This window comes from Ochrobactrum teleogrylli, assembly GCF_006376685.1.
GTDB classification, from domain to species: Bacteria; Pseudomonadota; Alphaproteobacteria; order Rhizobiales; family Rhizobiaceae; genus Brucella; species Brucella teleogrylli.
Window position 1 is genome coordinate 816,049 of sequence record NZ_VEWL01000001.1, and the last position, 22,300, is coordinate 838,348.

Genomic DNA, 22,300 nt, shown 5'->3' on the forward strand with positions numbered 1-22,300 from the left:
AAAGCCCCGCGCGAGCGGGGCTTTTTCCTGTCAGAGCTACCTAATTATTCGGCAAGCCATTCCTTGATGCGGTCCGGATGATCGGCGATATATTTATCGACAGCCTTCTCGTAGGAGGTTTCCTGCGCATCGAACATCGCCGCTTCGAGTTCGCTGATCGGAATGCTGAACTTGGTCAGCAGCGAAGCAACTTTCGGGTTGTCTTCCTTGAAGCCCTTGCGTGCAATGGCGTTGATATGTTCAGCGCCACCCAGCGCTCCTTCCGGATCGGCAATATAGCGAAGCTTATACTTGCCGAACATCCAGTGCGGGCTCCACGAGGTTGCCACGAACCAGCCATCGGAGCGCGTAGCGCGGTCAACAGTCGTGAGCATTGCCGCTTCACTCGAAATATTGAGCTTGTAATCAAGCCCGTATTTCTTGATCGCTTCCTGCGAAAGGCGCGTCAGACCGGCGCCCGGATCGATGCCCTGAATTTCGCCTTTCAGCTTTTCCTTCACTTCCGGCTTCTTCAGATCGGCGATCGAGCTGATTTCGCTTTCCGGAATATAATCCGGTACGATCCAGCCAAGCTTTGCGCCTTCATAAAGCGGTCCGAGATCTTCAACCTTGCCCTCGACGCGCTTGTAATAATCGGCGTGGGTTTCCGGCAACCAGGCCATCATCATGGCGTCGATATCGCCACGGCTGACGCCCTGATAAAGCGGTGCAACATCAGTCTGCACCAGTTCGACCTTCTGGCCGAGATTGTCTTCGATCAGCTTCTTCGCCAGCTTGGTGACGAATTCGGCGTCGGACCATGGGGCCCAGCCGATCTTCACCGTCTTGCTATCTTGCGCAAAGGCCGCGCCCATTGTCATGGTACCCGCCACCACTGCAGCCAGACCGAAACCTGCAAGTTTCTTCAACATGCCTACTCCTTTTCGATTGGATTCAGTTCCCGTTATTGTTTCTGGTTGTCTCATGCTTCCTGCTTGCGAAAGGATGAGGCGGATTGTGTGTCCGCCGCCTTTCTCAACGATGCCAGTCTCTTGAAGAAACCGGTGCCATTTCCCTTGCCGAAGCTCTGGGTAATCCGGTCGAGAATGACCGCCAGAATGACCACGGCCAGTCCGCCTTCGAAGCCAAGCCCCACATTGAGGCGCTGAATGCCGGTCAAGACCGTGTTTCCAAGGCCGCCCGCGCCAATCATCGACGCGATGACCACCATCGACAGCGACAGCATGATCGTCTGGTTTACACCGGCCATGATCGACGGCATGGCGTTTGGCAGTTGCACCTTGAACAGAAGCTGGCGCGATGTGCAGCCGAAGGCCAGACCCGCTTCGACGAATTCTGCATGAACCTGCCGAATGCCGAGATTGGTCAGGCGCACCACCGGCGGCATGGCGAAAATTACCGTCGCAATCGTGCCGGGCACGGCGCCAAGGCCGAAGAACATCGCCGCCGGAATAAGATAGACGAAGGCTGGCATCGTCTGCATCAGGTCGAGCACCGGGCGCACGACTGACGCCACCGTGTCGCTGCGCGCCATGGCGATGCCAAGCGGGATGCCAATCACCACCGCGATGACGGTCGATGCCAGCACCAGCGACAGGCTTTCCATTGTGCCGCTCCACAATTCCATGTGGATGATGAGCGCCAATGCGAGAAGGGTGAAGATCGCAAACTTCCAGCCCACGCGCCACAGCGCGAGCAAAGTGAGGATGGCCACACCAGCAACGGGTGGAATAGCGATGAGAGCGTTTTGAATACCATCGGTCACAAAACCGATGGTCGCTGCGATTATGTCGAGTGCAGGCGTGAAGTGGTCGAGAATGTAATTGACCACAACATCAGCCGCACCACCAACACTGAAATTCAAATCCATGTTTTACCGTCCATTTCCGTATTTCTGGACTGGGTGGGAAACATTTCCAGCAAAAGTGGTAACCGGTTTTGCTGGAAATGCGTCATACAAAGCGTGCGAGAACGAATTGGCGGCGGACAATCAGCCCGCCCGGCCCAAGGTTTCAAGCAATGCCGACTTGCTGATCGCGCCCACGTAGCGGTTGTGCCGGTCGGTGACGGGCATCGGCCACGGGCTGGCGGCAACCTGCGTCAGGAGACCCGACAGTGGCGCTTCCGCCTCGATGGCGGCCACATCGTCAAGTCGCGTTCCTGCCTCGGCGGGGACGCCTTTGGCCAGCGCATCCCGGCTGACAAGACCACGATAGGTGCGGTCTGCATCCACCAGCACGCCAAAGGTCTTGCCGCTGGCGTCAAAGCGCTCAAGAGCGGTGGCAAGCTGTTCGGGTTCAAACACGATCAGCTCATCCTCGCGGGCGACATCGGCGGCCTTGAAGACACGCGACACATCCACATTGCGGAAGAAGGACCGGACATAATCATTGGCAGGCTCCGAGACGATCTCGTTCGGCGTGCCCACCTGCACGACCTTGCCGTGCTGCATGATGCAGATACGGTCGCCGATGCGCATCGCTTCATCAAGGTCATGGCTGACGAAGATGATGGTGCGGCTATGCTCGGCCTGAAGGCGCTTCAACTCATCCTGCATTTCGGTGCGGATCAGCGGATCGAGCGCAGAAAACGCTTCATCCATCAAAAGGATCGTCGGCTCGCTGGCCAGAGCCCGCGCCAGGCCGACGCGCTGCTTCATACCGCCGGAAAGCTGGTCCGGCATGCTGTTGGCATAGGGTTCGAGACCGACGGCTGCGAGCGCGGTCAGCGCCTTGGCGTGGCGCTCGGCTTCGCCCATCCCGGCCACTTCAAGGCCAAAGGCGGCGTTGTTCAGCACCGAACGATTGGGCAACAGCGCGAATGACTGGAAAACCATGCTCATGTCGCGGCGGCGAAGATCGATCAGCTCGCGCTTCGTCATTTTGACGATATCGCGGCCTTCCACTTCGATGGAACCGGCGGTCGGTTCGATAAGCCGGTTGAGCAGGCGCAGGAGGGTCGATTTGCCCGAGCCGGACAGACCCATGATGACGAATACTTCGCCTTCATAAATATCGAAACTTGCATCATCGACGCCGATTGTGGCCCCGAGATCGCTGTAAATCTGCGCTTTTGACTTGCCTGCGCGCAACGCTTCCATTGCACGCTTCGGGTCGTCGCCGAAGACTTTAAACACGCCATTCAAGCTTATCTTTGTCTTAGCCGGCGACTTCATACTTTCATCCTTGTATAAAATACCATGCATTAAGTTTAACCCCGCTGTGCTGGCGGACTTAATCTCCTTTTCAAGATTGATATGACTTCATTCCAGCGCGAATCGCGCACACACAATCTGCGAACCGCGAACGGTTCGCACGGAATGATTAGCGAAAGATTGCCTGATTCTATATAGGTCATTTCCCGACATGTCCACCCACAGCCGTGAATTCATCCAAGCGCACCCATCCCCTTTAATGCTTTTTTGAAAGGTTGCGCGACGAAATATGCAGGCTGGCCGGGGCATTACTTAAGTAGGTCGAAGTCGGCCAGCATGAGGACAATAGTAGTCCTCCGCCACTCAATTGCACGAACGGCGTGCGACAAATATGCCATCAGCTGCGACATCAGACCGACGACTATAGATTGAAGACGAAATCGCTATAATTATAGAAAAACAGTATGATTATACTGTCGTCCGATATGTATTGGTCTATACATGAAAATGGGCAGAAACCTGCCCCATTTGCGCCCCAAACGGCCTGAATCCGCTATTTTTAGCGGTATCTGCTATAGCCGACGAAGCCCGTATTTTTTCGGTGCACGGCCTTGCGATGGCAAAAGGAAAGTGGCTGCCGGTTTCTCGCGGCAGCACCCAAAAAAATTTTTACGCAAGGTCCGGCAAATGCGGTCTGAAAGAGAATCGGCATTGCCTAAAGCGATAAAAAAAGGGGAGCCAGACCGGCTCCCCTTTATTCGATTTGCGACGGCTTACGCCCGCTCGATCACGATTTTCAGCACATTGCGATCGCCATCCCAATAGGGCAGCGCCTGTTCGGCTTCATCGAACGGGAACACCTTTGAAATCAGCTTGTCGGCGTCGGCACCAAGCTTCTCCAGATGCGAAACCACTGCCTCGAAATCGGTCAGCGTCGCATTGCGCGAGCCCATGATGTCGAGTTCCTTCAGATTGAAGAACTGGGTCTGATAGGTGACAGGTGCCTTGGAGTAGCCGACGTAGACCACACGTCCCGCAAAGCCCGCAAGATCGACGGCCTGCGTGAAAGTGATGGGCAAGCCAACCGCTTCGAAAGCGACATCCACGCCGTCATCGCCGGTCAGTTCCAAGACCTTTTGCACAACATCCTCGCCGCTCGCCAGAACATGCGTGGCACCGAATTGCAGCGCCAGCTCGCGCTTTTCAGCGCTCGGATCGATGGCGATGACCTTCGCGCCCCGCGCCACAGCGCCAATCAGCACACCCATGCCGATCATGCCGCAGCCAAGCACCGCAACCGTATCGCCCGCCTCGACGCGACCACGCGCCACGGCATGGAAACCGACCGAAAGTGGCTCGACCAGCGCCAAATGGCGTGGTTCCAGCGTATCGTTGAGGATCAGCTTTTCGGCTGGCAGCACGATCTGGTCGGCCAGACCGCCATTCTGCTGCACACCGAGCGTCTTGTTGTAGCGGCACGCATTGAGACGTCCCTTGCGGCAGGACGAGCATTCGCCGCAATTCGTATAGGGCAGCACGATGACGCGCTTGCCTGCGGCATAGGCCGCACTGACGCCCGCACCGGCTTCAATGATTTCTCCGCCGATTTCATGCCCCGGAATGCGCGGCAACTGCACCAGCGGATTGAGACCCTTGAAGGTGTTCAGATCGCTGCCGCACAGGCCGACATGGCGCACCTTGACGCGCACATGACCGGGGAGCAGCGGCGCTTCGTCGATTTCGGCGAAGCGGGTAACGTTTTCGCTCTCGATACGCAGAGCTTTGACCATCGGATATTCCTGTCGGTTACAGATTGAAAGATGCGGATCAGGTAACGGCGCCGACCTGCCATGGCACGAATTCATTGTCGCCATAGTCGTAGATTTCGCTCAGCGTCTTTTCGCCGGAGGCGGCCGCGATGATATATTCGAAGATGCGCGTGCCGGATTCCTCAATGGTTTCCTCGCCGGTGACGATGCCACCGCAATTGATATCCATGTCTTCCTTCATGTGCTCGTACATTTCGGAATTCGTGGCGATCTTGATGCAGGGCGAGGGCTTGAAGCCGGAAACCGAACCACGGCCCGTGGTGAAGCAAATGACATTGCAGCCGCCCGCCACCTGTCCGGTCACGGCAACCGGATCATAGCCCGGCGTATCCATGAAGACAAAGCCAGGCTCCGTGACGGTTTCGGCAAATTCATAGACCGCCTTGAGCGGCATCGAGCCGCCCTTGGCAACGGCACCGAGCGACTTTTCCAGAATGGTGGTGAGACCGCCAAGCTTGTTGCCATGCGACGGGTTGTTGTTGAGTTCATCACCGTTGCGCGCCGTGTAATCGCGCCACCAGTCGATGCGCTGCAACAGCTTTTCCGCAACCGCTGGCGTCACGGCGCGGCGGGTCAAAAGATGTTCTGCACCATAGATTTCCGGCGTTTCAGCCAGAACGGTCGTGCCGCCATTGCGAACGATCAGGTCAGAGGCATAGCCCAACGCCGGATTGGCCGAAATGCCGGAATAACCATCCGAGCCGCCGCATTCCAGCGCCACTTTCAGCTTCGACAACGGCTGTTTGGTGCGCACCGCCGAATTGACCAGCGGCAGCATTTCCTTGATCTCCGCAATCGCATGATCAATGGTCTTGCGTGTGCCGCCATGCTGCTGGATCGTCATGGTGCGCAGGCGCGAGCCTTCTTCCATGCGGTAATGTTCGAGGATCGGCGCGATCTGGTTCGTTTCGCAGCCAAGGCCAATCAGCAGGATACCGCCGAAATTCGGGTGCTTGGCATAACCCTGAATGGTGCGGGTCAAAAGGCGATAGCCTTCAGACTTGGTGTTGAGCGCGCAACCGCTGCCATGGGTCAGCGCCACAACGCCATCCACATTGTCGAATCCGTCGAGACCGCCCATGCGGTTGAAATAGTCAGCGATATAGCGCGACACGGTGGCCGAACAGTTTACCGAGGAAATGACGCCGATATAGTTGCGCGTGCCCACGCCACCAGCGCCGCGGTCATAGCCCATGAAATGGCGGCGTTCGGCTTCCGGCAACATGCCGCGTTCTTCGATATCGATGGAGAACTGGTGTTCATGTTCGGAAGGCAGCATGGCGAGGTTTTGCAGATGTACATGCTCTCCGGGCGCAATGTCCTTGGTGGCAACGCCGATGACCTGTCCGTATTTCAGAACTTCCTTGCCTTCTGGAATGGCGCGGATCGCCACCTTGTGGCCGCGTCCGATCAGTTCGCGTGCATTGATGCCTTCCAGACCGATGGGGTCGCCAGCACGAACGGAAATACGCGCAACCGCGACATCGTCGGACGGATGCAAGAGAATGACCGGCGCTGCGGCAGCCGGAGAAACGGAAATATTCATGGGTCTGACCTCACTCCCAATTCATGTCGTCGCGGTCATGTCGCTATGGGCGATCTGTCGCGCGGCTCGTTATCCATCCAACGCTGCTTGGATTGCTCCAGATGCGTTCGCATGGCCGCCTGCGCCTGAAGCGGATTCCTCGCCTCCAGCGCTGCATAGACGATTTCGTGTTCTGCCAAAGCCAGAACCCACGTATCGTTATTCTCAAACCGCGTTCTGATCTGCGACGTCAGCGGGCTGTGCCGCTCATCGAAGAGATCGCGGATAATTCGTACCACCACCGAATTGCCTGCCTGTTCGGCCAACAACAGGTGAAACTGCCGGTCAAGCTCCATCGCCCGGCGGTCGACATGCACCTGGGCGCGCATTTCGTCGAGCGTGGCGCGCAAGGCAGCCAAGGTCTCCGGCGTCATGCGCGCACAGGCCATCACCACCAAACCGCCTTCGATCAACTCGCGCGCCTGCATGATTTCAAGCGGGCTTTCGCCGATCGAAACGCCTTGCGTCACAACGCGCTTTTCCGGCTCCGCGCTGACATAAATGCCGGAACCCATACGGATTTCGACATTGCCGGCAATTTCGAGAGCGATCAGCGCCTCGCGCAGCGACGGGCGCGACACGCCCAATTGCTGGGCAAGCTCGCGCTCAGCCGGAAGCCTGCTTCCCGCCGGAAACTGCCCGGCCTGAATGAGACCTCTCAACCGGTCGGCAATCTGCTGGTAAAGCCTGCGGGGTTCCGCTGTGGCCGCAAAGTCGCTCATCGTCGCTCCCAAATTGGCCTTACCATAATTCCGGTCAGCCCGAAGCGCAATATGCCTGAATCGGTGCGAAAATGCGGCAAATCGCGCAGTACCACCGAAAAGTTCAACGCTATTTTCGGGCTATAAAGCCTATTGGCTTGACCAATTTAGTGCGGATTGCTTAGTTGTGTCCTGCAAATTCGGGAGCATTCCATGCAAGACACGCCAGCGATTCTTCAATTCGGCACCAGCCGTTTTCTGCTCGCCCATGCCGATTTCTTCATTGCCGAAGCGCTGGCAACGGGCGATGCAATCGGCACGATTGCCGTGGTGCAGACCACCTCCAATCCGCAAAGCGCGCAACGCATCGCCGCACTGAACGAGGGCAAGGGTTATCCGGTCGTGATCCGTGGTCTGGTCGATGGCAAGCCGTCGGAAACAGAGCACAACGCCAGGGGCGTGACCGCTGCCTATTCCGCGCATACCGACTGGGCCGCGATTCTCGATCTCGGCGCGACGGTCCAGGTGATCCTCTCGAACACCGGCGACAGGGGTTATGAGCTGGATGCAAGCGACGACGCATCGCTCATCGCCAATCCGCTAACCCTGCCGAAAAGCTTTCCGGCCAAGCTGCTCGTGCTGCTGCACAATCGCTGGCAGAACAACCCGGATGCACCGCTCTCGATTTTTCCGTGCGAGTTGATCTCCCGCAACGGCGACAAGCTGCGCGCTATTCTGATCAGGCTGACGCAGGACTGGAAACTGCCGGACAGCTTTGCCCACTGGCTGGAAACGCGATGCATCTTTGCCAATAGTCTGGTGGACCGCATCGTCTCCGAGGCCATCGAACCGGTCGGCGCCATCGCCGAACCCTATGCGATCTGGGCTATCGAACAGGCTGACAGTCTGACGCTGCCATGCCGTCACAAGGATATCGTCGTCACCGACGATCTGGCGCGCTATGAGCGGTTGAAGCTTTATCTGCTCAATCTCGGCCATAGTTTCCTTGCCGAACGCTGGCTGAAGGGCAATCGCCCGAAAGACGAAATCGTGCTGGAAGCCATGCAGGATGAAACCATCCGCAGCGAACTGGAAGCCCTGTGGCGTGAGGAAGTGCTACCGGTTTTCGCAGCAGACGGGCTTGGCGCGGAAGCGGAAGCCTATGTGGTTTCCGTGCGCAATCGTTTTCTCAACCCGTTCCTGAAGCACCGCATCGCCGATATTGCTTCCAATCACGAGGAAAAGAAGCAGCGCCGCTTTGCGCCCATCATCGCGCGGGCGGAAGAGCTGGGGCTCGGTCTGGAACAGCGCCGGTTGAAAGCGGCGCTGTAAGCCGTCAGGCGGCGCAGGCGCAGTAACGGATATGACAGCCGCGCTCGCCGCTATGCTCGACCTCCACATCGACACCGAACACGGAGCGAATGCGTTCCACGGTTAAAACCTCTCGCGGCGCGCCCAGCGCCGCCAGACGCCCCCTATCCATCACCGCAATGCGGTCGCAGAACATGGCTGCATGATTAAGATCATGCAGCGCTGCCACTACCGTCAGGCCCATCGTTCGACTTTGACGCCGGACGAGATCGAGAAGGCCGATCTGGTGGCCGATATCGAGATGATTGGTCGGCTCGTCCAGCAACAGGATGCGCGGCTGCTGCGCCAGAGCGCGGGCAATATGCAGGCGCTGGCGTTCACCGCCCGACAATGTGTGCCAGTTGCGTTTGGCCAGATGCGACATGTCCACATGCGCAAGCGCCTGATCGACGATGGCGTCATCCTCCGCAGACCATGGTGAAAGCGCACCGAGATAAGGCGTGCGCCCAAGCTCCACTGCCTGCCGGGCGGTGATGCGCTCGGTCGTTTCCGCCTGCTGTTCGACCAGCGCCAGCAAGCGCGCAATCTCGCGGCGGTTGAAGCGTTCAATCGGTGCTTCACCGAGATAAACCGTACCGCTGCGCGGGCGCTTCAGACCTGAAAGCAGCGATAGAAGCGTGGTCTTGCCGGAACCGTTCGGCCCGATAATGCCGAGAAACTCGCCCTCGATCACATCAAGCGAAACGCCGCGCAGGATTTCGACGCTGCCTGCCGACCATGAAAGATTCTGTGCCGACAGCATCATGCCCGCGCCCTCCTCTGTCCAAGCAGCAGCGCAAAGGCCGGAGCGCCGACCAGCGCCGTCACCACACCGATGGGCAGCACCTGTCCCGGCACGATGATGCGCGACACGATGTCTGCTGCGATCATGAAGATCGCGCCGATCAAAGCGGATGTGGGCAGCAAAACGCCATGCCGGACACCCACCACCATCCGCGCCGCATGGGGAATGACAAGGCCAATAAAGCCAATGGACCCGACAATGGAGACCATAACCGCCGTCATCATGGCGCTTGCGCCAATCAGCACGGCATAAACACGCCGCACTGGAATGCCGAGCGAAGCAGCCGATTCCGCGCCGAAGGTGAAGGCGTCGAGCGCACGCGCATGCCACAGGCAGACCACCAGCCCGATCAGGCAAGCAGGCAGCGCCAGCGTCACATCCGGCCAACGCACGCCGGACAGATTGCCAAGCAGCCAGAACATAATGCCCCGCGCCTGCTCGGCATTGGCCGCCTTGGTCACGATGAACGAGGTCAGCGCGTTGAAAAGCTGCGATCCGGCAATACCGGCCAGAATGATCGCGCTGTTGCCCCGCCCCGCCTTCAACGCCAGCAGCGACACCAGCACAAAGGCAAAAATCGCCCCGATGAATGCGCCAAGCGACAAAGTGAGAACGCCAGCGCCGATGCCAAGAATGGCGACGCTGACAGCCCCGGTCGAAGCCCCGGCGGAAATGCCCAGAATATACGGGTCAGCCAGCGAGTTGCGCAGCAGCGATTGCAGCACAACGCCGGAAAGCGCCAGCGCCGCCCCGCAGCACGCCGCCACAACGGCACGGCTGAGACGATAGCTCCACACAATGCCCTCATCGATGGGATCGAGCACATAGCCTGCATGCCACAGCCGGTTGGCGACGGTCTTTGCCACCACATCGAGCGGTATGGCGGTTTCGCCAATCGCTGCGCCCAGCCACAAGGCGGCAAGCAGCAGGATGAGCGCCAGAACCCCGGCGCTCACCTTGTTGCTGAACGGAAGCCTTCCTATGGCTACCAATGCCGTCATTTGTTAAGGTCCGAGGCAGCGATGGCCGCCGCCAGCGTTTCGATGCCCTCAATCACCCGCAGCGAGGTGCTCATCGACTGCGCATCCATGTCAAAGACGTGGCCGTCCTTGACTGCAGGCATCAGGCTTGTCACCGGATCGGTTTCAAGGAATTTGTGCTTCACGGCAATATCATCCGCCGGATAGCGGCGACGATCGAGCTTCGCCGCCACGATCATCGACGGGCCAGACTTGGCGATGGTTTCCCAGCCGATGGTCGGCCATTCTTCCTGGCTGTCGACCACATTCCTGATGCCGAGCGCCGACAGGATATAGGCCGGAGCGCCGAACTTTCCGGCGATATAGGGATCGGCGTCAATCTGCGTGCTGGAAAACCACACCGCAGCGGAAAGCTTGGCCCCGCTGGCGCCAATCTTGCGGCGCGCCGCATCTTCGCGCCCTTTCAGCTCGGCAATGAGCTTTTCACCGCGATCCTGCACGTTGAAGATTGCGGCCAGCTCGCCGATTTCCTGATAGACGATATCCATCGTGAAGGCTGCCGTGCGCACGCCGTCGCCACCGCCGGAATTATCCTTGCCGACACAATCCGAAGGCGAGGTATAGGCCGGGATGCCCAGTTCCTCGAACTGCTCCGGCTTGGCGACAATGCCATTCGGCCCGACATGCCATTGAAAATCCGCCGTCACAATATCGGGTTTCTGCGCCAGTACGCTTTCGAAGCTCGGGTCGTTATCGGCCAGTCGCTTGACCTTGGCGTTGACCTCTTCAAAGCCTTTCAGTACCGGGCCGAACCACACCGCCGTACCGACCACCTTGTCACCCAGACCAAGGCTGTACAAAATCTCCGTGCTGCTTTGACCGACAGCCACCGCGCGCGTCGGGGCCTGTTTGAATGTAACGTCGCGTCCGCAGTTCTTCAGCGTCAGCGGATATTGCGTTTCCGCCGCCTGCAGTGCTGGCGCGCCTGCAAACAGAAAAAGAGCGCATAAAGCGATGCGAAACGACGTCTTGCCGTGCAATGTCATGGGAAACCCCGAAATGGTGAGAGAAATGGCCACGTCAGCAAGCGACGGCGATAAGGCGCCGTGAGCAAACGGAGATATCCGGGGATATGGATGACGATGAAAGAAAGCGCCTTGCGGCGCGATGTGCTGTCATAACCTGCTCCTGCTCCGGGCATCCCCGCCCGTGACAATGGATAATGATGGCCCAAAGGCCCTATGACGGCAGGTCTCCTGGCTTGCAGATAATCGCTTCCATCTGCCTTCCCGTGTCTTTCAGCTTTCGCCGGTTGAACACAGTGGCATGACGCCCGTCGGCGTCACAAGGATGAACAGCAATCCGCTCACAGTTGCGGGGGCAGCCACGGTCTCGGTCCCTTTTCGGGTCGTCCTCACCGTGTTCCCTATTAATCCCCTTCACTCTCGGTCGGGGAACCGTCGTAATACTATTACGTTCGCATTGCGCTGAGGTCAAGTGGCTCTGTTCCATTTGGCGGTTTGCCCAAGCGCATAAAGCCATGGTTAACAAAGCGTTAATATCACATTGATTTTATTTAATGTTTCAAAATGCAGACATTCATCTTCCGTTCATTCGTCTCCCAATAGTGTCCACCCAACAGCAAAGGAGAACATGATGTTCAAAAAAGTCATTCTTGCAGCCGTAGCCCTTTCATTCATCGGCGCACCGCTGGCCGCACAGGCGCAGGACTATCAGCGCAAGCCGGGTCCGCACCGCATGGACCAGAAACCGCGTCCGCCGCATGGCAAGGAATTCGGTCGTAAAGACCCGCGTGACCATGGCCGTCAGCATTGGTCCAAGGGCCAGCGCTACAATGACTGGCGCCGCCAGCCGGAAGTGCGCGACTACAAGCGTTATGGTCTGCGCCGCCCGGGTCCGGGCCAGCGCTGGGTGAAGGTTGACAACCAGTTCCTGCTGGTCACCACGGCAACGGGCATCATCGCTGGCATTCTCGCTGGCCGGTAAGCCGCAAGCCTCAGTGTTTCTAAAAATCGGCCAGAGCAAAACTCTGGCCGATTTTCTTTTTGCAATGTTAGAAACTGACTTTCAGGCCGCCGCCAAGCGTGAACGCCTGCAAGCCGGCGCCTGCATCATCGGGGAAGCTCTTAACCTCCCCCGTTGTTCTGTTTTCCATCATCGTGTCGCCCCTCATGCGGAAGTATTTTTCATAAGCCGCCGAGAGATAGACATTTGTGCGCTCGGTAAAGGCATAAGCGACTTCGGCCTGCGTATCCAGAAACGCCCGGCTTCCGAACGTATCAGTAAAACGCTTATCCCCGTGCCAATGATCGTCGATGTCCTTGGCAGCGACAGCTGCTCCTACGCGCCCCAGCAACGAAAAAGACCATTTTTCGAATGTTGAACGCCATTCGCCGCCCACAAACAGCGCTGGCAAACTTTGCTCGTAGCTGATCCCCTTCCCAAAGAGGACGCCCGTTTTATCGCGAAATCCCTCTTCGCTGTAGACATATTGCGAGTTACCGCTGGTCCATTTCACATTCGTATATTTGAACCCGCCATGCAGATTGAAGACGTTATGTTGATTGATCTCGAAATCATGCCCAACGGCAATATCCAGATTGATGTAACGATCCAGATCTGTCTCATCGCTAACCGAACGATCTGTCCAGTCATCAAAATCATAACTTTTCAAATATGGCGCTAACCAATCGTAGTCTTCCATCTTGTGGGTGCCACCCAGCCCGATTTTCACACGGCCAACCACAGTTATATTTTTCATGGGCTCGGCCCTGAAAGCGCCGGTCAGGACAGGCATTTGCGACTGCCAGAACAGATGGCTCATGCGGTTTCCGCCGTTATAGACGATTTCGTCCGCCTTGACCCAAGTGTAGCCGACACCGCCTAAAAAGGTGAAGCTTTTGTCTATATTTGTATATTGAACCCCCGCGGCCTTGTCCGCAGCATTGGCCAAAGGAAAATTTAAAAACAATAAGAATATTGATAAAACGATACGCTGCATGCGCCACTCCTGTAACAGATGACGCATAGTTATATTTTTAATATTGCACAGAAAACTGCCAGAGATAGTTCACTATTTCTGCGTCCATGAAAGGCTATCACCAGTGCGCGCGCATGAGGACGACGCGCGCCTCTGAGCCTATCGGTTGCGGGCCTTCATCAGAATCCAGATGAGAACGATCATTACGACGAGGCCGATCGCCAAACCAATCAAACCGCCATAGACGGCATCGGTGTTGCCGCCGATCAATGCCCCAATGCCAGCCCCTAAAATCAGCAGGATAAGCGGCGGCAGGCATCCAATCATTGCGAGGTCCTACAAACACGATCCGATATTTGTGCACCCATAAGTGCACCCGTTTGTAGCCCCATATCTAGCGAGATTTAGCGTCAGCGACAACGGCTTCACGGCGGGATTATGCAATCCCGCTGCTATGCCGTTGGTATACGAATGGGGCCATAGAAGACTTGCCCCGCTGTCAACCGGGGCAAATGCCTCTGCTAAGCGCCTTTGGTACCAAATATTTTGCCTGGACCTATATTTCGCGTCGGTCCGACCGCCAGCAAAACAGGCTTACCGTTTTCCTTGCTGGTCGCTACCGCAGGTTTTTGTGCGCCCACGACCGGTGCCGCAGCAAGCGCGGTGCCAGACACCATCATCGATCCGATTGCTATTATCGCTATGGCTTTCATATGCCCTCCTCTGCTGGTCTCGCCAGCAATTCGCCAAACACAGAAACGACCGTGCAGGTGACGTGCACGATCTTGACACAGAGGACGACAAAGCCGGATGAAACGCTATACGGCATCTGTCGTATTTCGACACGGCTGAACGAAGAAAATAAGCCGAGACTAGGTTCAAATTAGAATGTAAGCTCCCGGAATTTCGGGGTTGGGGGAGCAACATGAGTGACATTTGGAAAATTCGCTTGGTAGGGGCTTTATTTATATCCGCTGGCATACTCGGTCTTATCTTTGACGATGCAATTGGAGGCAGCGCTCCGCTCAGTGTCCTGTTTGTCAAACTTCTTGGCCCGACCGGGGCAATCTGGCTATTTCGTCTAGGAGCGATGGCGCTGATCATACTGCCAATTGCAATATATTGGCTGCACACTCGTAGCGAACGTCGCGTTAACGCCTATTTCAGACGCCAGTCAATGCTCGAACCAGAAACTGATCACAGGACTGGGCACCAGCAATAGGTGCACTCCTTTTCCGTTAAAAGGTGCGCGCCTTGCATCTGCGAAGCGTGCCGTTTTGCGCGCTGAGTTTTGCTGAAATTCATGCTGTGGGGTTCTTGAAACCGTCGGAGCGATTACTAAATCGAAGCCGTCATTCCAACTTTATCGTTCGATCAAATGGAGGTTCCGATGAGCGACCGTTTGTTTGACAGTCCTGTTTTTGTGAAGGACGGCAAATTTCTAATCAGGGAGATTGCAGGCCCGATCGACGCAATCGATTTTCTTTATGAATGGCCACAGGATGATCGCGATATTATCTATGAAGTGGCATGGAGCGCCTGTTGCGACGCTCACAGCGGACAAAAGCCGCTGATCGTGGCGCAAAACGCATTTGAAGGATTTGCGCGAAAGCGAAATATTCTCGAAAAACCTGAAGCCGCCATGCCGTGGATGATTTCGCATGGCAATGGCGGTGGCCGCGTTCCTGTATGAGGGAATGGCAATGCATTGGTATTTTCTGATTGAGGGAACGATCCTCTTTGCGTTTCTCTGGGTCGTATCGATGCTTTTCTGGGATACCAGACGGCGGCAATAGCTTGAAACCCCGGCTTGTCCGGGGTTTTTTATTCATCCGCTCGGGCCGTTCTGCGGCACAAGCAGCGGACTGGTCCCCTTTCTTGTCTAATCGTGCCAGAAATGTCCCGTTCTGATCGAATAAGACACACGCTATGCGTTTAAAAGTTGCAGCTAAAACACGTGAGTATTAAGTCCCGAGCCGGGCAGCCTAAGCAATTGCCCGCCCCCGCGAGAGGCATAATTTCTACACCACTTATGCCTCTCGCCCCCGTTGTCGTTCTCATGGACGCTGCACCGCGCCACGCCCAACAGCGCAACGATCAATATATCGCCCCGTTATAAAGAGTTGACCGCGCCAACAGGAACCACAGGCGGGTCTGGCCGTTCATTTGCACGGCGGGCGCGAGATAAGGATAGGTGCCATGTATAAGTTTTCGGCAATTGCAGCGGTGATGGTGACAGCGCTTGTGGCGACCGTTCCAGCACAGGCCCAAAGCATCGAAATCGGACCCAACGGGATACAGGTCAATCCAGACGATAACCGGCGCATGGATCGTGATCGACGCGGTTACGGCGACGAGATAAGCGAGCGTAGAGCTGCCAGAATCGCACGTAACGAGGGTATGGATGAAGTCGAAAGCGTTTCGCGACGTCGAAACGTGTATGTTGTTCGGGGCGTGGACCGTCGAAATGACGATATGCGCGTTGTGATAGACCGCCGCACGGGCGAAGTGCTCGAAGTGCGCTGACGACATAACCCCGGTATCGCGCCGCGTCGCCGGGGTTTTTCGTTCAATTTGCGTAAGTCGGATGAACTTTTGCCGGTCGGGGTTGTTTGGTCGCCGGAGGAACCCGGTATGAGCTGGTTTGTATGGTTCATTGGCACAATGATGGTGTCGCTGTTCGCGCTCATCGGATTCACGGCTTGGGCAGAACGAGACCGAGACTGACGATGTTCGATATCGCTCTATACGACCACATATTCCTGCTTATCGGCGCAATTGTCGCCGCAGTGGTTGGCGGCATTCTTTTGTGGCGCCTGCCTCATTAGGGTGTCTATGCCGGGACGGCAATCACTCCACGTAACCGGCTGATATGGCAACACAATTTCCGATGAGTGGCTGAGAAAAATGGTACGGTCGGTTGGAGTTGAACCAACGACCTCAGGAGCCACAATCCTGCGCTCTAACCAACTGAGCTACGACCGCGTACCTTTGCCGGTATAAGCGCTCAGCGCCGCCGACAGGGGGTCACATACGGAGAATCGATCCATATTGCAAGCGATTATAGCGCTCTTTTTTCAGAAATTCCCAATAGTCGGATTCAATGTCCAATTCCACCGATAATCTAGACAGACTGGTAACCATCGCGGCTGGCTGGCTGTGAACAACCGGATTATTGACCGCAACCTGTAAAATTGCCTTTCCGGCATTAACTAATGAAACAGAAAATCGGGCTCATACCGTATGGAAATATGGACCCGCGGCCTCAGTGAGCTTATTAACAGGCGGTTAATGGCTACGACGGGGCGGTCGAAAGAACAGATAAGGACCGGTATGTCTGGATCATACCCATTCATCGATATTGCCGCGCTGGATACTATCCGCGAGGGCTTTGCCAAGGGTGATGCGCAGATCGTGCTGACGCGCGACCTGTCGGCTGTGCTTTGGGTGAACGGCGCCGGAGCCCAGCTGTTCGGCTTTGACCGTATCGAGGATATGATCGGCAGCGCCATTGATCTGCCCGTCGCCACGCGCCGGCAGATAGCAGCCACCAGCGACGATAACAGCGCCGAACCCCGCTCCGTGTCCGTGCGTCTTGGCGGTGGTCTGCGTTCGGAACTGACGCGTCTCTGGATATCCCATATTGTCCTGCCCGATGGCGTGGCCGGTCTTGCGATGACCACCAGCGGCACATCGAGCGACGCGGAAGACATCATTGCCGGTCTGAGCGATGACGACACCCATGTCGCGCTGATCGATGCCGACTGCAAGGTCATTGCCGCAAGCCCGCGCTTCGCCGCGCTCGATATTTCCGCCGGAACGCTTGAAGATCTGGTCGTGGAAGTCGCCGATGCGGCTGACCGCATCGTCAAGCGCCGCATCCGCGCTGGCCGCCAGTCGGTTCCGGGCGCCATTGCCCGGCTGATCGACGCACCCGCTCTGCATCTTCTGTGCATCGTTGCTGAAGCGCCGGCGCAGACAGTGGCGAAGCCAGCTGCCCAGCAGCCTGAAGGCGCGGAAGAAATTCTTGAAGAGATGCTCCCTGAACAGGAAATAACCCTTCGGGAAGAGCCGGTCGCCGAACCCGCAGCCGAAACGCCAAAGCCACAGGGCTTCCAGTTCGACCGGGATGCGCCGCCTGCCCGCTTCATCTGGAAAACCAGCGCCGACGCTGTGTTCAGCGAAATTTCGCCGGAGTTCGGCATAACCGTCGGCCCCAACGCGGCTGATGTCACCGGACGCCGTTTCAGCGATGTCGCCAATGTATTCGGCTTCGATCATGATGGCAGCATTGCCTCGCTGCTCAACAAGCGCGACACCTGGTCGGGCAAGCGGCTGATGTGGCCGGTCGAAGGCACCAATCTGCGCGTGCCGGTGGAACTGGCGGCTTTGCCGGTCTATTCCCGGGACCGCGTGTTCATCGGTTTTCGCGGTTTTGGCCTCGTGCGGCCTGATGAAGCGGTGGAAGACCCGGAAGAAATCGGCCTCGCTCTGGCCGGAGGCATTCCGCAAAAGCGCAAACCGGAAATTCAGGATGCCATCAACGCCGACGCTCCCGATGACGACGTGCTGGCGCTGACCGAAGAAATCGCCAATGACGATCATCCCGGTGATATTCTGCCGAAGCCGCCGCTCAATATTGCGCCGACAGCCGGGCGTCGCGATTCCGACAAGGTGATCAACCTTCTGAATGCGGCTGCACAGGAAAAGGTGGCCGCCGATCAGGCGAAGCTCCTGAAAGTCAGGGAACGCGAACAGCGTCCCGAAGGCGGGCTGACCAAGACCGAGCGCAATGCGTTCCGCGAAATCGCCGATCGCCTGCGCAAACAGGGACTTTCCAGCACGCAGAGCGAGGCGCCTGCCGTTGAGACGCAAGACGTGGCGGCGGAAACAACGCCGGTTCCACCGGTTGCAGATATCCCCCTTGCACCCCTTGCACAGGTCGAAGAGCCGCAGGCTGAACAGGCCGCGCATGAACCGGCGGCCATCGACGAGACAGCCCTTTTGGCCAATCTGCCGGTTCCGGTCATCATTCATTCCGGCGATGAAGTGCATTACGTCAATCAGGCCCTGCTGGACCTGACCGGCTATGACGCCATTGAAGACATTCGCCATGCGGGCGGCGTGGAAGCGCTGTTCAACAGCGAGAGCGACGACAATGCGCCCCGCCAGGGCATGGTGTTGCGTCGTGCCGATGGCAGCGAGCAGCCGGTCGATGCGCATCTCAATGCGATTGCTTGGCAGGACGGTCGCGCCCTGTTGCTGAGCCTCATGCCGGTTACAGAGACCCCAGCCGCGCCAGCACCTGCCGGGGCAACCGTGCCGCAATCCGTCACCGACGACGAAGAAAAGCAGGCGCTGGAAGCCCATGTGGATGAGTTGAAGACCATCCTCGACACGGCAACCGACGGCGTAGTGCTGATCGACCCGGAAGGACGCATCCGTTCGATGAACCATTCGGCATCCGCACTTTTCGGCTATGACCGCGACGAGACGGAAGGCAAGTTCTTCTCTATGCTGTTCGCCATTGAAAGCCAGCGCGCCGCGATGGATTATCTGAGCGGACTTTCGGGCAATGGCGTGCTGAGCGTGCTCAATGACGGACGCGAAGTGATCGGTCGTGAAGCCAAGGGCGGTTTCATCCCGCTCTTCATGACCATCGGCAAGCTGCCTCAAAAGCGTGGTTTCTGCGCCGTGCTGCGCGATATCACGCAGTGGAAGCGCACCGAGGAAGAACTGACCAATGCGCGCAAGGAGGCCGAACGCGCCTCCAACCAGAAGACCGATTTTCTGGCGCGCATCAGCCATGAAATCCGCACGCCGCTCAACGCCATTATCGGTTTTTCCGAACTGATGGCCGACGAGAAATTCGGCCCCATCGGCAATGACCGCTATCGCGATTACCTGCGGGATATCAACCGCTCGGGCAATCATGTGCTGGCGCTCGTCAACGACCTGCTGGATATTTCCAAGATCGAAGCCGGTGCGCTGGAAATGCAGTTTGAAGCGGTGTCGCTCAACGATGCGATTGCCGAGGCCATTGCGCTGATGCAGCCGCAGGCAAACCGCGAGCGCATCATCATCCGCTCCAGTTTCCAGTCCAATCTGCCCGACATCGTCGCCGATGCGCGTTCGATCAAGCAGGTGGCGCTCAATCTCCTGTCCAATGCGGTGCGGTTTACCGCGCCCGGCGGTCAGGTGATCGTTTCGACCAGCTATGAGATGAATGGCGATGTGGCCATGCGGGTGCGCGACACCGGTATCGGCATGACCAAGTCGGAAGTCGAACAGGCACTGAAGCCGTTCCGTCAGGTGAACGCTTCGCAGCGCCGCCAAAGCGAGCAGTCACGCGACTGGCGCAATGAGGGCACCGGCCTCGGCCTGCCGCTCACCAAGGCGATGGTCGAAGCCAACCGCGCCCAGTTCGCTATCGACTCGACGCCTGGACGCGGCACTGTTGTGGAAATCCTTTTCCCGCCAACACGGGTTCTGGCTGACTAATCAGTCTCAGCATAACCGGACCAAAAAAAAGCGCCGGATAAAACCGGCGCTACGAGAATCTCAGAGACAAAGACACAAAAGCAACTTGCAAGAGGATGCCGGAAACGGCGGCTCGATCATTACCCGTTGTGTTAACGCTTTCTCGCATAATCCCAGTTAATGCGAAATTAATTTCACCGTTCCAAATTTACGCATTAGTAGCCACTGTAAAATCAGGGTTAAATTTCAGCACACAATTGATTAACCATAGCGCGTTGCCAGCAAAATTGTGACACGGTTTTGCGTCAGGAACTGCGCGAAAACAATTTGAGCGATTCCCTTGAAGGAAGAACCGTTCTAAACCGAATCTGCGAAGGCGGCTTTGCTTTGTGATTTCGCTCGTTTAAACGATAGTAAGGGGAATTAGGGATCGGATGGTTGATGCGCTGGCCTAAATTCGCACGCCTTGTCATCGCGCTCGTCATTCTTTGTGCCGCGGCTGCAGCGACCTTGCTGGCCGTGGTGCCTTTCATCGTCTCGACCGACGCAATCCGCGTGCGTGTGGCGCAGGAAATCAGCGCCTGGACCGGCTATAGCGTCGAATTGCGCGAAGCCCCGCGCCTCAAAGTCTTCCCCATGCTGCGCGCCTCGCTGAACGGCGTCACCTTGAGCAAGATGACGGATCAGGGCCAAAAACCCTTCATGAGCGCCGCCCGCATCGATGTGGAACTGTCGCCGCTCGATGCGATCATGGGGCATATTTCCTTTTCGGAGACGCAGATCGTGCGCCCGCATGTCAATCTTGATGGGCCGGTTTCCAATTTCCCTGCCTTGCTCGATGCCATTGCCAATTCCAACGGTCGGCTTGGCACGGCCATCCGCGCCCAGCGCGCCTTGCAACAGCGCGGCACGAACAACGACACGCAGGCCACCGAACAGGCATCGCAGCCTTTTGGCCGTGTGGTGGTGCGCGACGGCACGGTTTCGTTTCCGCGTGCCGAAAACGGCGCAGACACCGCGAAAGACGAACAGCTGACCAATGTGAACATGACGCTGGAATGGCCCCAGACGTCGAGCGCAGCGACCTTGCGCGGCAGCGGCAAATGGCGCAACGAAGAATCGCAATTCAGCATCACGGCAGCGCAGGCTTTGCCGCTTCTGGCAGGCGGCACGTCCGACGTAACGGCGAGCCTCACGGCCAATCCGCTGAGCCTGACCTTTCAGGGCAAGGCCAATATTTCGGAAGACCGCTTCTTCGAAGGGGACCTCAGCGCCAAGACGCCGTCCTTGAGCGGCGCGGTGCGGTGGCTGAGCCTGCCGCCGATTGCCGGCAGCTCGGAAGTCGGGGCTTTCTCGCTGGAATCCACCATCACCGCCACGCCAAAGCGCTGGAAATTTGCCGATGTGAACATGACCGCCGGTGACAGCCTCGCCAAAGGCGTGATCGAGATCGGCCTTGAACAGGAACAGCCCGCCGTCACGGGCACGCTCGCCTTCGACAAGCTGGACCTGCGCAGCCTTTTTGCCGCTTTCGTGCCCTTGCCGGATACAACCGCGCGCGCGCCGAATGATCGCGGCAATGTCGACACCATCAATACCAGCTTCTTCGACCGCTCCGAATTCGACCTGCGCCTTTCCGCCCAGAATGCTACGGCAGGCCCTGTGGCGCTGACGGGTGTTGCGGCGGCGATCCAGATTCGCGGTGGCCGCGCAATTTTCGACATTGGCGACGCCAAAGCGTTCAACGGCACCTTGCAGACGAATGTGCAGATCGTGCGCGATCTCAAGAGCGCCACGGGCGAATTGCGGTTCAACGCCAGCGATATTGAAAGCACGCAGTTTCTCACGGCGCTTGGTTTCGAAAAGCCGTTCATCAGCGGCAAGGGCAATGTTTCGCTGTTCATGAAGGGGCCGGTCAATCGCTGGTCCAGCCTGCTTTCCGGCGCGCAGGGCAATGTATCCGTGCAATTGAACAACGGTCAGATGCAGGGATTTGCCGTTCAGGATTTTCTGACCAAGGCTGAGAGCGAGCGCTTCTTCGCGCTGGAACGGAAAGATAATGTTGCGCTGGCCTTCAACCGGCTCGACCTCAAGGCCAATCTTTCCGAAGGCGTGGCATCGCTGGAAAGCGCGCGCCTCGACACATCGGATGGCACGCTCAATCTGGCGGGCATCGTGCCTTTCGTGGATCGCAGTCTTGCGCTGAGCGGCGAAGTCATCTTCCCCAACAGCCAGCCGGAAACGCCGCAACAGCAACCGCAGGCAGGAACGGAAGGCCAGCCAGCGCCCGCGCCAGCTGAAAACGCCACGCCCGCCAAGCCGCCGCTGCATTTCTTTGTCGGCGGTTCCTGGGACCGGCCTTTCATTTCGCCGTCCTCAATGGGATCGGCGGGATCGGGCGCATCGGGGCAATAA

General features: G+C 57.6%; 18 protein-coding genes, 1 tRNA gene and 1 riboswitch. Of the genes, 6 read left to right on the plus strand and 13 right to left on the minus strand.

The genetic code is table 11. From position 1 onward, the window contains the following. Positions 1–44 precede the first annotated feature (44 nt). The 6 genes from FIC94_RS03615 to FIC94_RS03640 form a co-directional block, all read right to left on the minus strand. On the minus strand, positions 45–911 hold the full coding sequence (locus FIC94_RS03615; protein WP_109367130.1) for a glycine betaine ABC transporter substrate-binding protein: 867 nt from the start codon (positions 909–911) through the stop codon (positions 45–47). Between the two features lie 50 nt (positions 912–961). Continuing rightward, a complete protein-coding gene (locus FIC94_RS03620; protein WP_121538183.1) occupies positions 962–1,870 on the minus strand; it encodes an ABC transporter permease in 909 nt (302 codons plus the stop codon). 120 nt (positions 1,871–1,990) lie between these two features. Then, entirely contained in the window at positions 1,991–3,175 is a 1,185-nt protein-coding gene (proV, locus tag FIC94_RS03625) for a glycine betaine/L-proline ABC transporter ATP-binding protein ProV (protein ID WP_140023943.1), read from the minus strand. A gap of 752 nt (positions 3,176–3,927) precedes the next feature. Further along, entirely contained in the window at positions 3,928–4,944 is a 1,017-nt protein-coding gene (locus FIC94_RS03630) for a zinc-binding alcohol dehydrogenase family protein (RefSeq protein WP_140023944.1), read from the minus strand. Positions 4,945–4,981: 37 nt separating this feature from the next. Beyond that, positions 4,982–6,529 (minus strand): UxaA family hydrolase, encoded by a 1,548-nt coding sequence (locus FIC94_RS03635; RefSeq protein ID WP_140023945.1) that lies wholly within the window; start codon positions 6,527–6,529, stop codon positions 4,982–4,984. A 35-nt stretch (positions 6,530–6,564) separates the two neighbouring features. Beyond that, positions 6,565–7,290 carry a FadR/GntR family transcriptional regulator gene (locus FIC94_RS03640; protein WP_140023946.1) on the minus strand — a complete coding sequence of 242 codons (726 nt, stop codon included), beginning with the start codon at positions 7,288–7,290 and terminating at the stop codon, positions 6,565–6,567. 192 nt (positions 7,291–7,482) lie between these two features. Between FIC94_RS03640 and FIC94_RS03645 the strand changes: the two genes are divergently transcribed. Further along, a complete protein-coding gene (locus FIC94_RS03645; RefSeq protein WP_140023947.1) occupies positions 7,483–8,601 on the plus strand; it encodes a mannitol dehydrogenase family protein in 1,119 nt (372 codons plus the stop codon). A gap of 4 nt (positions 8,602–8,605) precedes the next feature. Here the strand turns inward: FIC94_RS03645 and FIC94_RS03650 are convergent, their stop codons facing one another. Genes FIC94_RS03650 through FIC94_RS03660 form a run of 3 tightly spaced genes read right to left on the minus strand, consistent with a single transcriptional unit; the run spans position 8,606 to position 11,450 of the window. Further along, on the minus strand, positions 8,606–9,385 hold the full coding sequence (locus FIC94_RS03650) for an ABC transporter ATP-binding protein (RefSeq protein WP_140023948.1): 780 nt from the start codon (positions 9,383–9,385) through the stop codon (positions 8,606–8,608). Beyond that, positions 9,382–10,425: a FecCD family ABC transporter permease gene (locus FIC94_RS03655; protein WP_109367123.1), complete on the minus strand. Its 1,044-nt coding sequence runs from the start codon at positions 10,423–10,425 to the stop codon at positions 9,382–9,384. Before FIC94_RS03655 ends, FIC94_RS03650 begins: the two co-directional genes overlap by 4 nt. Next, positions 10,422–11,450 carry an ABC transporter substrate-binding protein gene (locus FIC94_RS03660; protein ID WP_140023949.1) on the minus strand — a complete coding sequence of 343 codons (1,029 nt, stop codon included), beginning with the start codon at positions 11,448–11,450 and terminating at the stop codon, positions 10,422–10,424. Before FIC94_RS03660 ends, FIC94_RS03655 begins: the two co-directional genes overlap by 4 nt. Positions 11,451–11,633: 183 nt before the next feature. Continuing rightward, a riboswitch (cobalamin riboswitch) is annotated at positions 11,634–11,881 on the minus strand. 179 nt (positions 11,882–12,060) lie between these two features. On the opposite strand from FIC94_RS03660, the gene FIC94_RS03665 reads away from it, so the two are divergent. Beyond that, a complete protein-coding gene (locus FIC94_RS03665; protein WP_109367121.1) occupies positions 12,061–12,411 on the plus strand; it encodes an RcnB family protein in 351 nt (116 codons plus the stop codon). Between the two features lie 67 nt (positions 12,412–12,478). On the opposite strand, the gene FIC94_RS03670 is transcribed toward FIC94_RS03665, so the two are convergent. From FIC94_RS03670 to FIC94_RS03675, 3 genes are all read right to left on the minus strand, one after another. After that, the gene (locus FIC94_RS03670) at positions 12,479–13,426 is read right to left on the minus strand and encodes an omptin family outer membrane protease (RefSeq protein WP_140023950.1); all 948 of its coding nucleotides are present in this window, start codon (positions 13,424–13,426) and stop codon (positions 12,479–12,481) included. A 138-nt stretch (positions 13,427–13,564) separates the two neighbouring features. Then, positions 13,565–13,732, minus strand: coding sequence for a hypothetical protein (locus FIC94_RS22365; RefSeq protein ID WP_167836071.1), 168 nt, complete (start codon positions 13,730–13,732; stop codon positions 13,565–13,567). Positions 13,733–13,926: 194 nt separating this feature from the next. Then, positions 13,927–14,118, minus strand: a complete 192-nt coding sequence (locus tag FIC94_RS03675; RefSeq protein ID WP_109367119.1) for a hypothetical protein — start codon at positions 14,116–14,118, stop codon at positions 13,927–13,929. A 677-nt stretch (positions 14,119–14,795) separates the two neighbouring features. On the opposite strand from FIC94_RS03675, the gene FIC94_RS03680 reads away from it, so the two are divergent. Then, entirely contained in the window at positions 14,796–15,098 is a 303-nt protein-coding gene (locus FIC94_RS03680) for a DUF982 domain-containing protein (protein ID WP_109367117.1), read from the plus strand. 506 nt (positions 15,099–15,604) lie between these two features. Then, a complete protein-coding gene (locus tag FIC94_RS03685) occupies positions 15,605–15,931 on the plus strand; it encodes a hypothetical protein (RefSeq protein WP_109367116.1) in 327 nt (108 codons plus the stop codon). 382 nt (positions 15,932–16,313) lie between these two features. On the opposite strand, the gene FIC94_RS03690 is transcribed toward FIC94_RS03685, so the two are convergent. Beyond that, positions 16,314–16,390: transfer RNA gene (locus FIC94_RS03690), tRNA-His, on the minus strand. Positions 16,391–16,738: 348 nt separating this feature from the next. On the opposite strand from FIC94_RS03690, the gene pdhS reads away from it, so the two are divergent. Together pdhS and FIC94_RS03700 are read left to right on the plus strand one after the other, a co-directional pair. Further along, positions 16,739–19,906 carry a cell-division control histidine kinase PdhS gene (gene pdhS / locus FIC94_RS03695; RefSeq protein ID WP_140023951.1) on the plus strand — a complete coding sequence of 1,056 codons (3,168 nt, stop codon included), beginning with the start codon at positions 16,739–16,741 and terminating at the stop codon, positions 19,904–19,906. 420 nt (positions 19,907–20,326) lie between these two features. Further along, the gene (locus tag FIC94_RS03700; RefSeq protein WP_140023952.1) at positions 20,327–22,300 is read left to right on the plus strand and encodes an AsmA family protein; all 1,974 of its coding nucleotides are present in this window, start codon (positions 20,327–20,329) and stop codon (positions 22,298–22,300) included.

Coding starts and splice junctions, on each gene's coding strand:
- FIC94_RS03650 (WP_140023948.1), bottom strand. CDS start 9,385: ATGATGCTGTCGGCACAGAATCTTTCATGGTCGGCAGGCAGCGTCGAA.
- FIC94_RS03660 (WP_140023949.1), bottom strand. CDS start 11,450: ATGACATTGCACGGCAAGACGTCGTTTCGCATCGCTTTATGCGCTCTT.
- FIC94_RS03620 (WP_121538183.1), bottom strand. CDS start 1,870: ATGGATTTGAATTTCAGTGTTGGTGGTGCGGCTGATGTTGTGGTCAAT.
- FIC94_RS03665 (WP_109367121.1), top strand. CDS start 12,061: ATGTTCAAAAAAGTCATTCTTGCAGCCGTAGCCCTTTCATTCATCGGC.
- pdhS (WP_140023951.1), top strand. CDS start 16,739: ATGTCTGGATCATACCCATTCATCGATATTGCCGCGCTGGATACTATC.
- FIC94_RS03615 (WP_109367130.1), bottom strand. CDS start 911: ATGTTGAAGAAACTTGCAGGTTTCGGTCTGGCTGCAGTGGTGGCGGGT.
- FIC94_RS03635 (WP_140023945.1), bottom strand. CDS start 6,529: ATGAATATTTCCGTTTCTCCGGCTGCCGCAGCGCCGGTCATTCTCTTG.
- FIC94_RS03675 (WP_109367119.1), bottom strand. CDS start 14,118: ATGAAAGCCATAGCGATAATAGCAATCGGATCGATGATGGTGTCTGGC.
- FIC94_RS03680 (WP_109367117.1), top strand. CDS start 14,796: ATGAGCGACCGTTTGTTTGACAGTCCTGTTTTTGTGAAGGACGGCAAA.
- FIC94_RS03685 (WP_109367116.1), top strand. CDS start 15,605: ATGTATAAGTTTTCGGCAATTGCAGCGGTGATGGTGACAGCGCTTGTG.
- FIC94_RS03630 (WP_140023944.1), bottom strand. CDS start 4,944: ATGGTCAAAGCTCTGCGTATCGAGAGCGAAAACGTTACCCGCTTCGCC.
- FIC94_RS03700 (WP_140023952.1), top strand. CDS start 20,327: ATGCGCTGGCCTAAATTCGCACGCCTTGTCATCGCGCTCGTCATTCTT.
- proV (WP_140023943.1), bottom strand. CDS start 3,175: ATGAAGTCGCCGGCTAAGACAAAGATAAGCTTGAATGGCGTGTTTAAA.
- FIC94_RS03640 (WP_140023946.1), bottom strand. CDS start 7,290: ATGAGCGACTTTGCGGCCACAGCGGAACCCCGCAGGCTTTACCAGCAG.
- FIC94_RS22365 (WP_167836071.1), bottom strand. CDS start 13,732: ATGATTGGATGCCTGCCGCCGCTTATCCTGCTGATTTTAGGGGCTGGC.
- FIC94_RS03655 (WP_109367123.1), bottom strand. CDS start 10,425: ATGACGGCATTGGTAGCCATAGGAAGGCTTCCGTTCAGCAACAAGGTG.
- FIC94_RS03645 (WP_140023947.1), top strand. CDS start 7,483: ATGCAAGACACGCCAGCGATTCTTCAATTCGGCACCAGCCGTTTTCTG.
- FIC94_RS03670 (WP_140023950.1), bottom strand. CDS start 13,426: ATGCAGCGTATCGTTTTATCAATATTCTTATTGTTTTTAAATTTTCCT.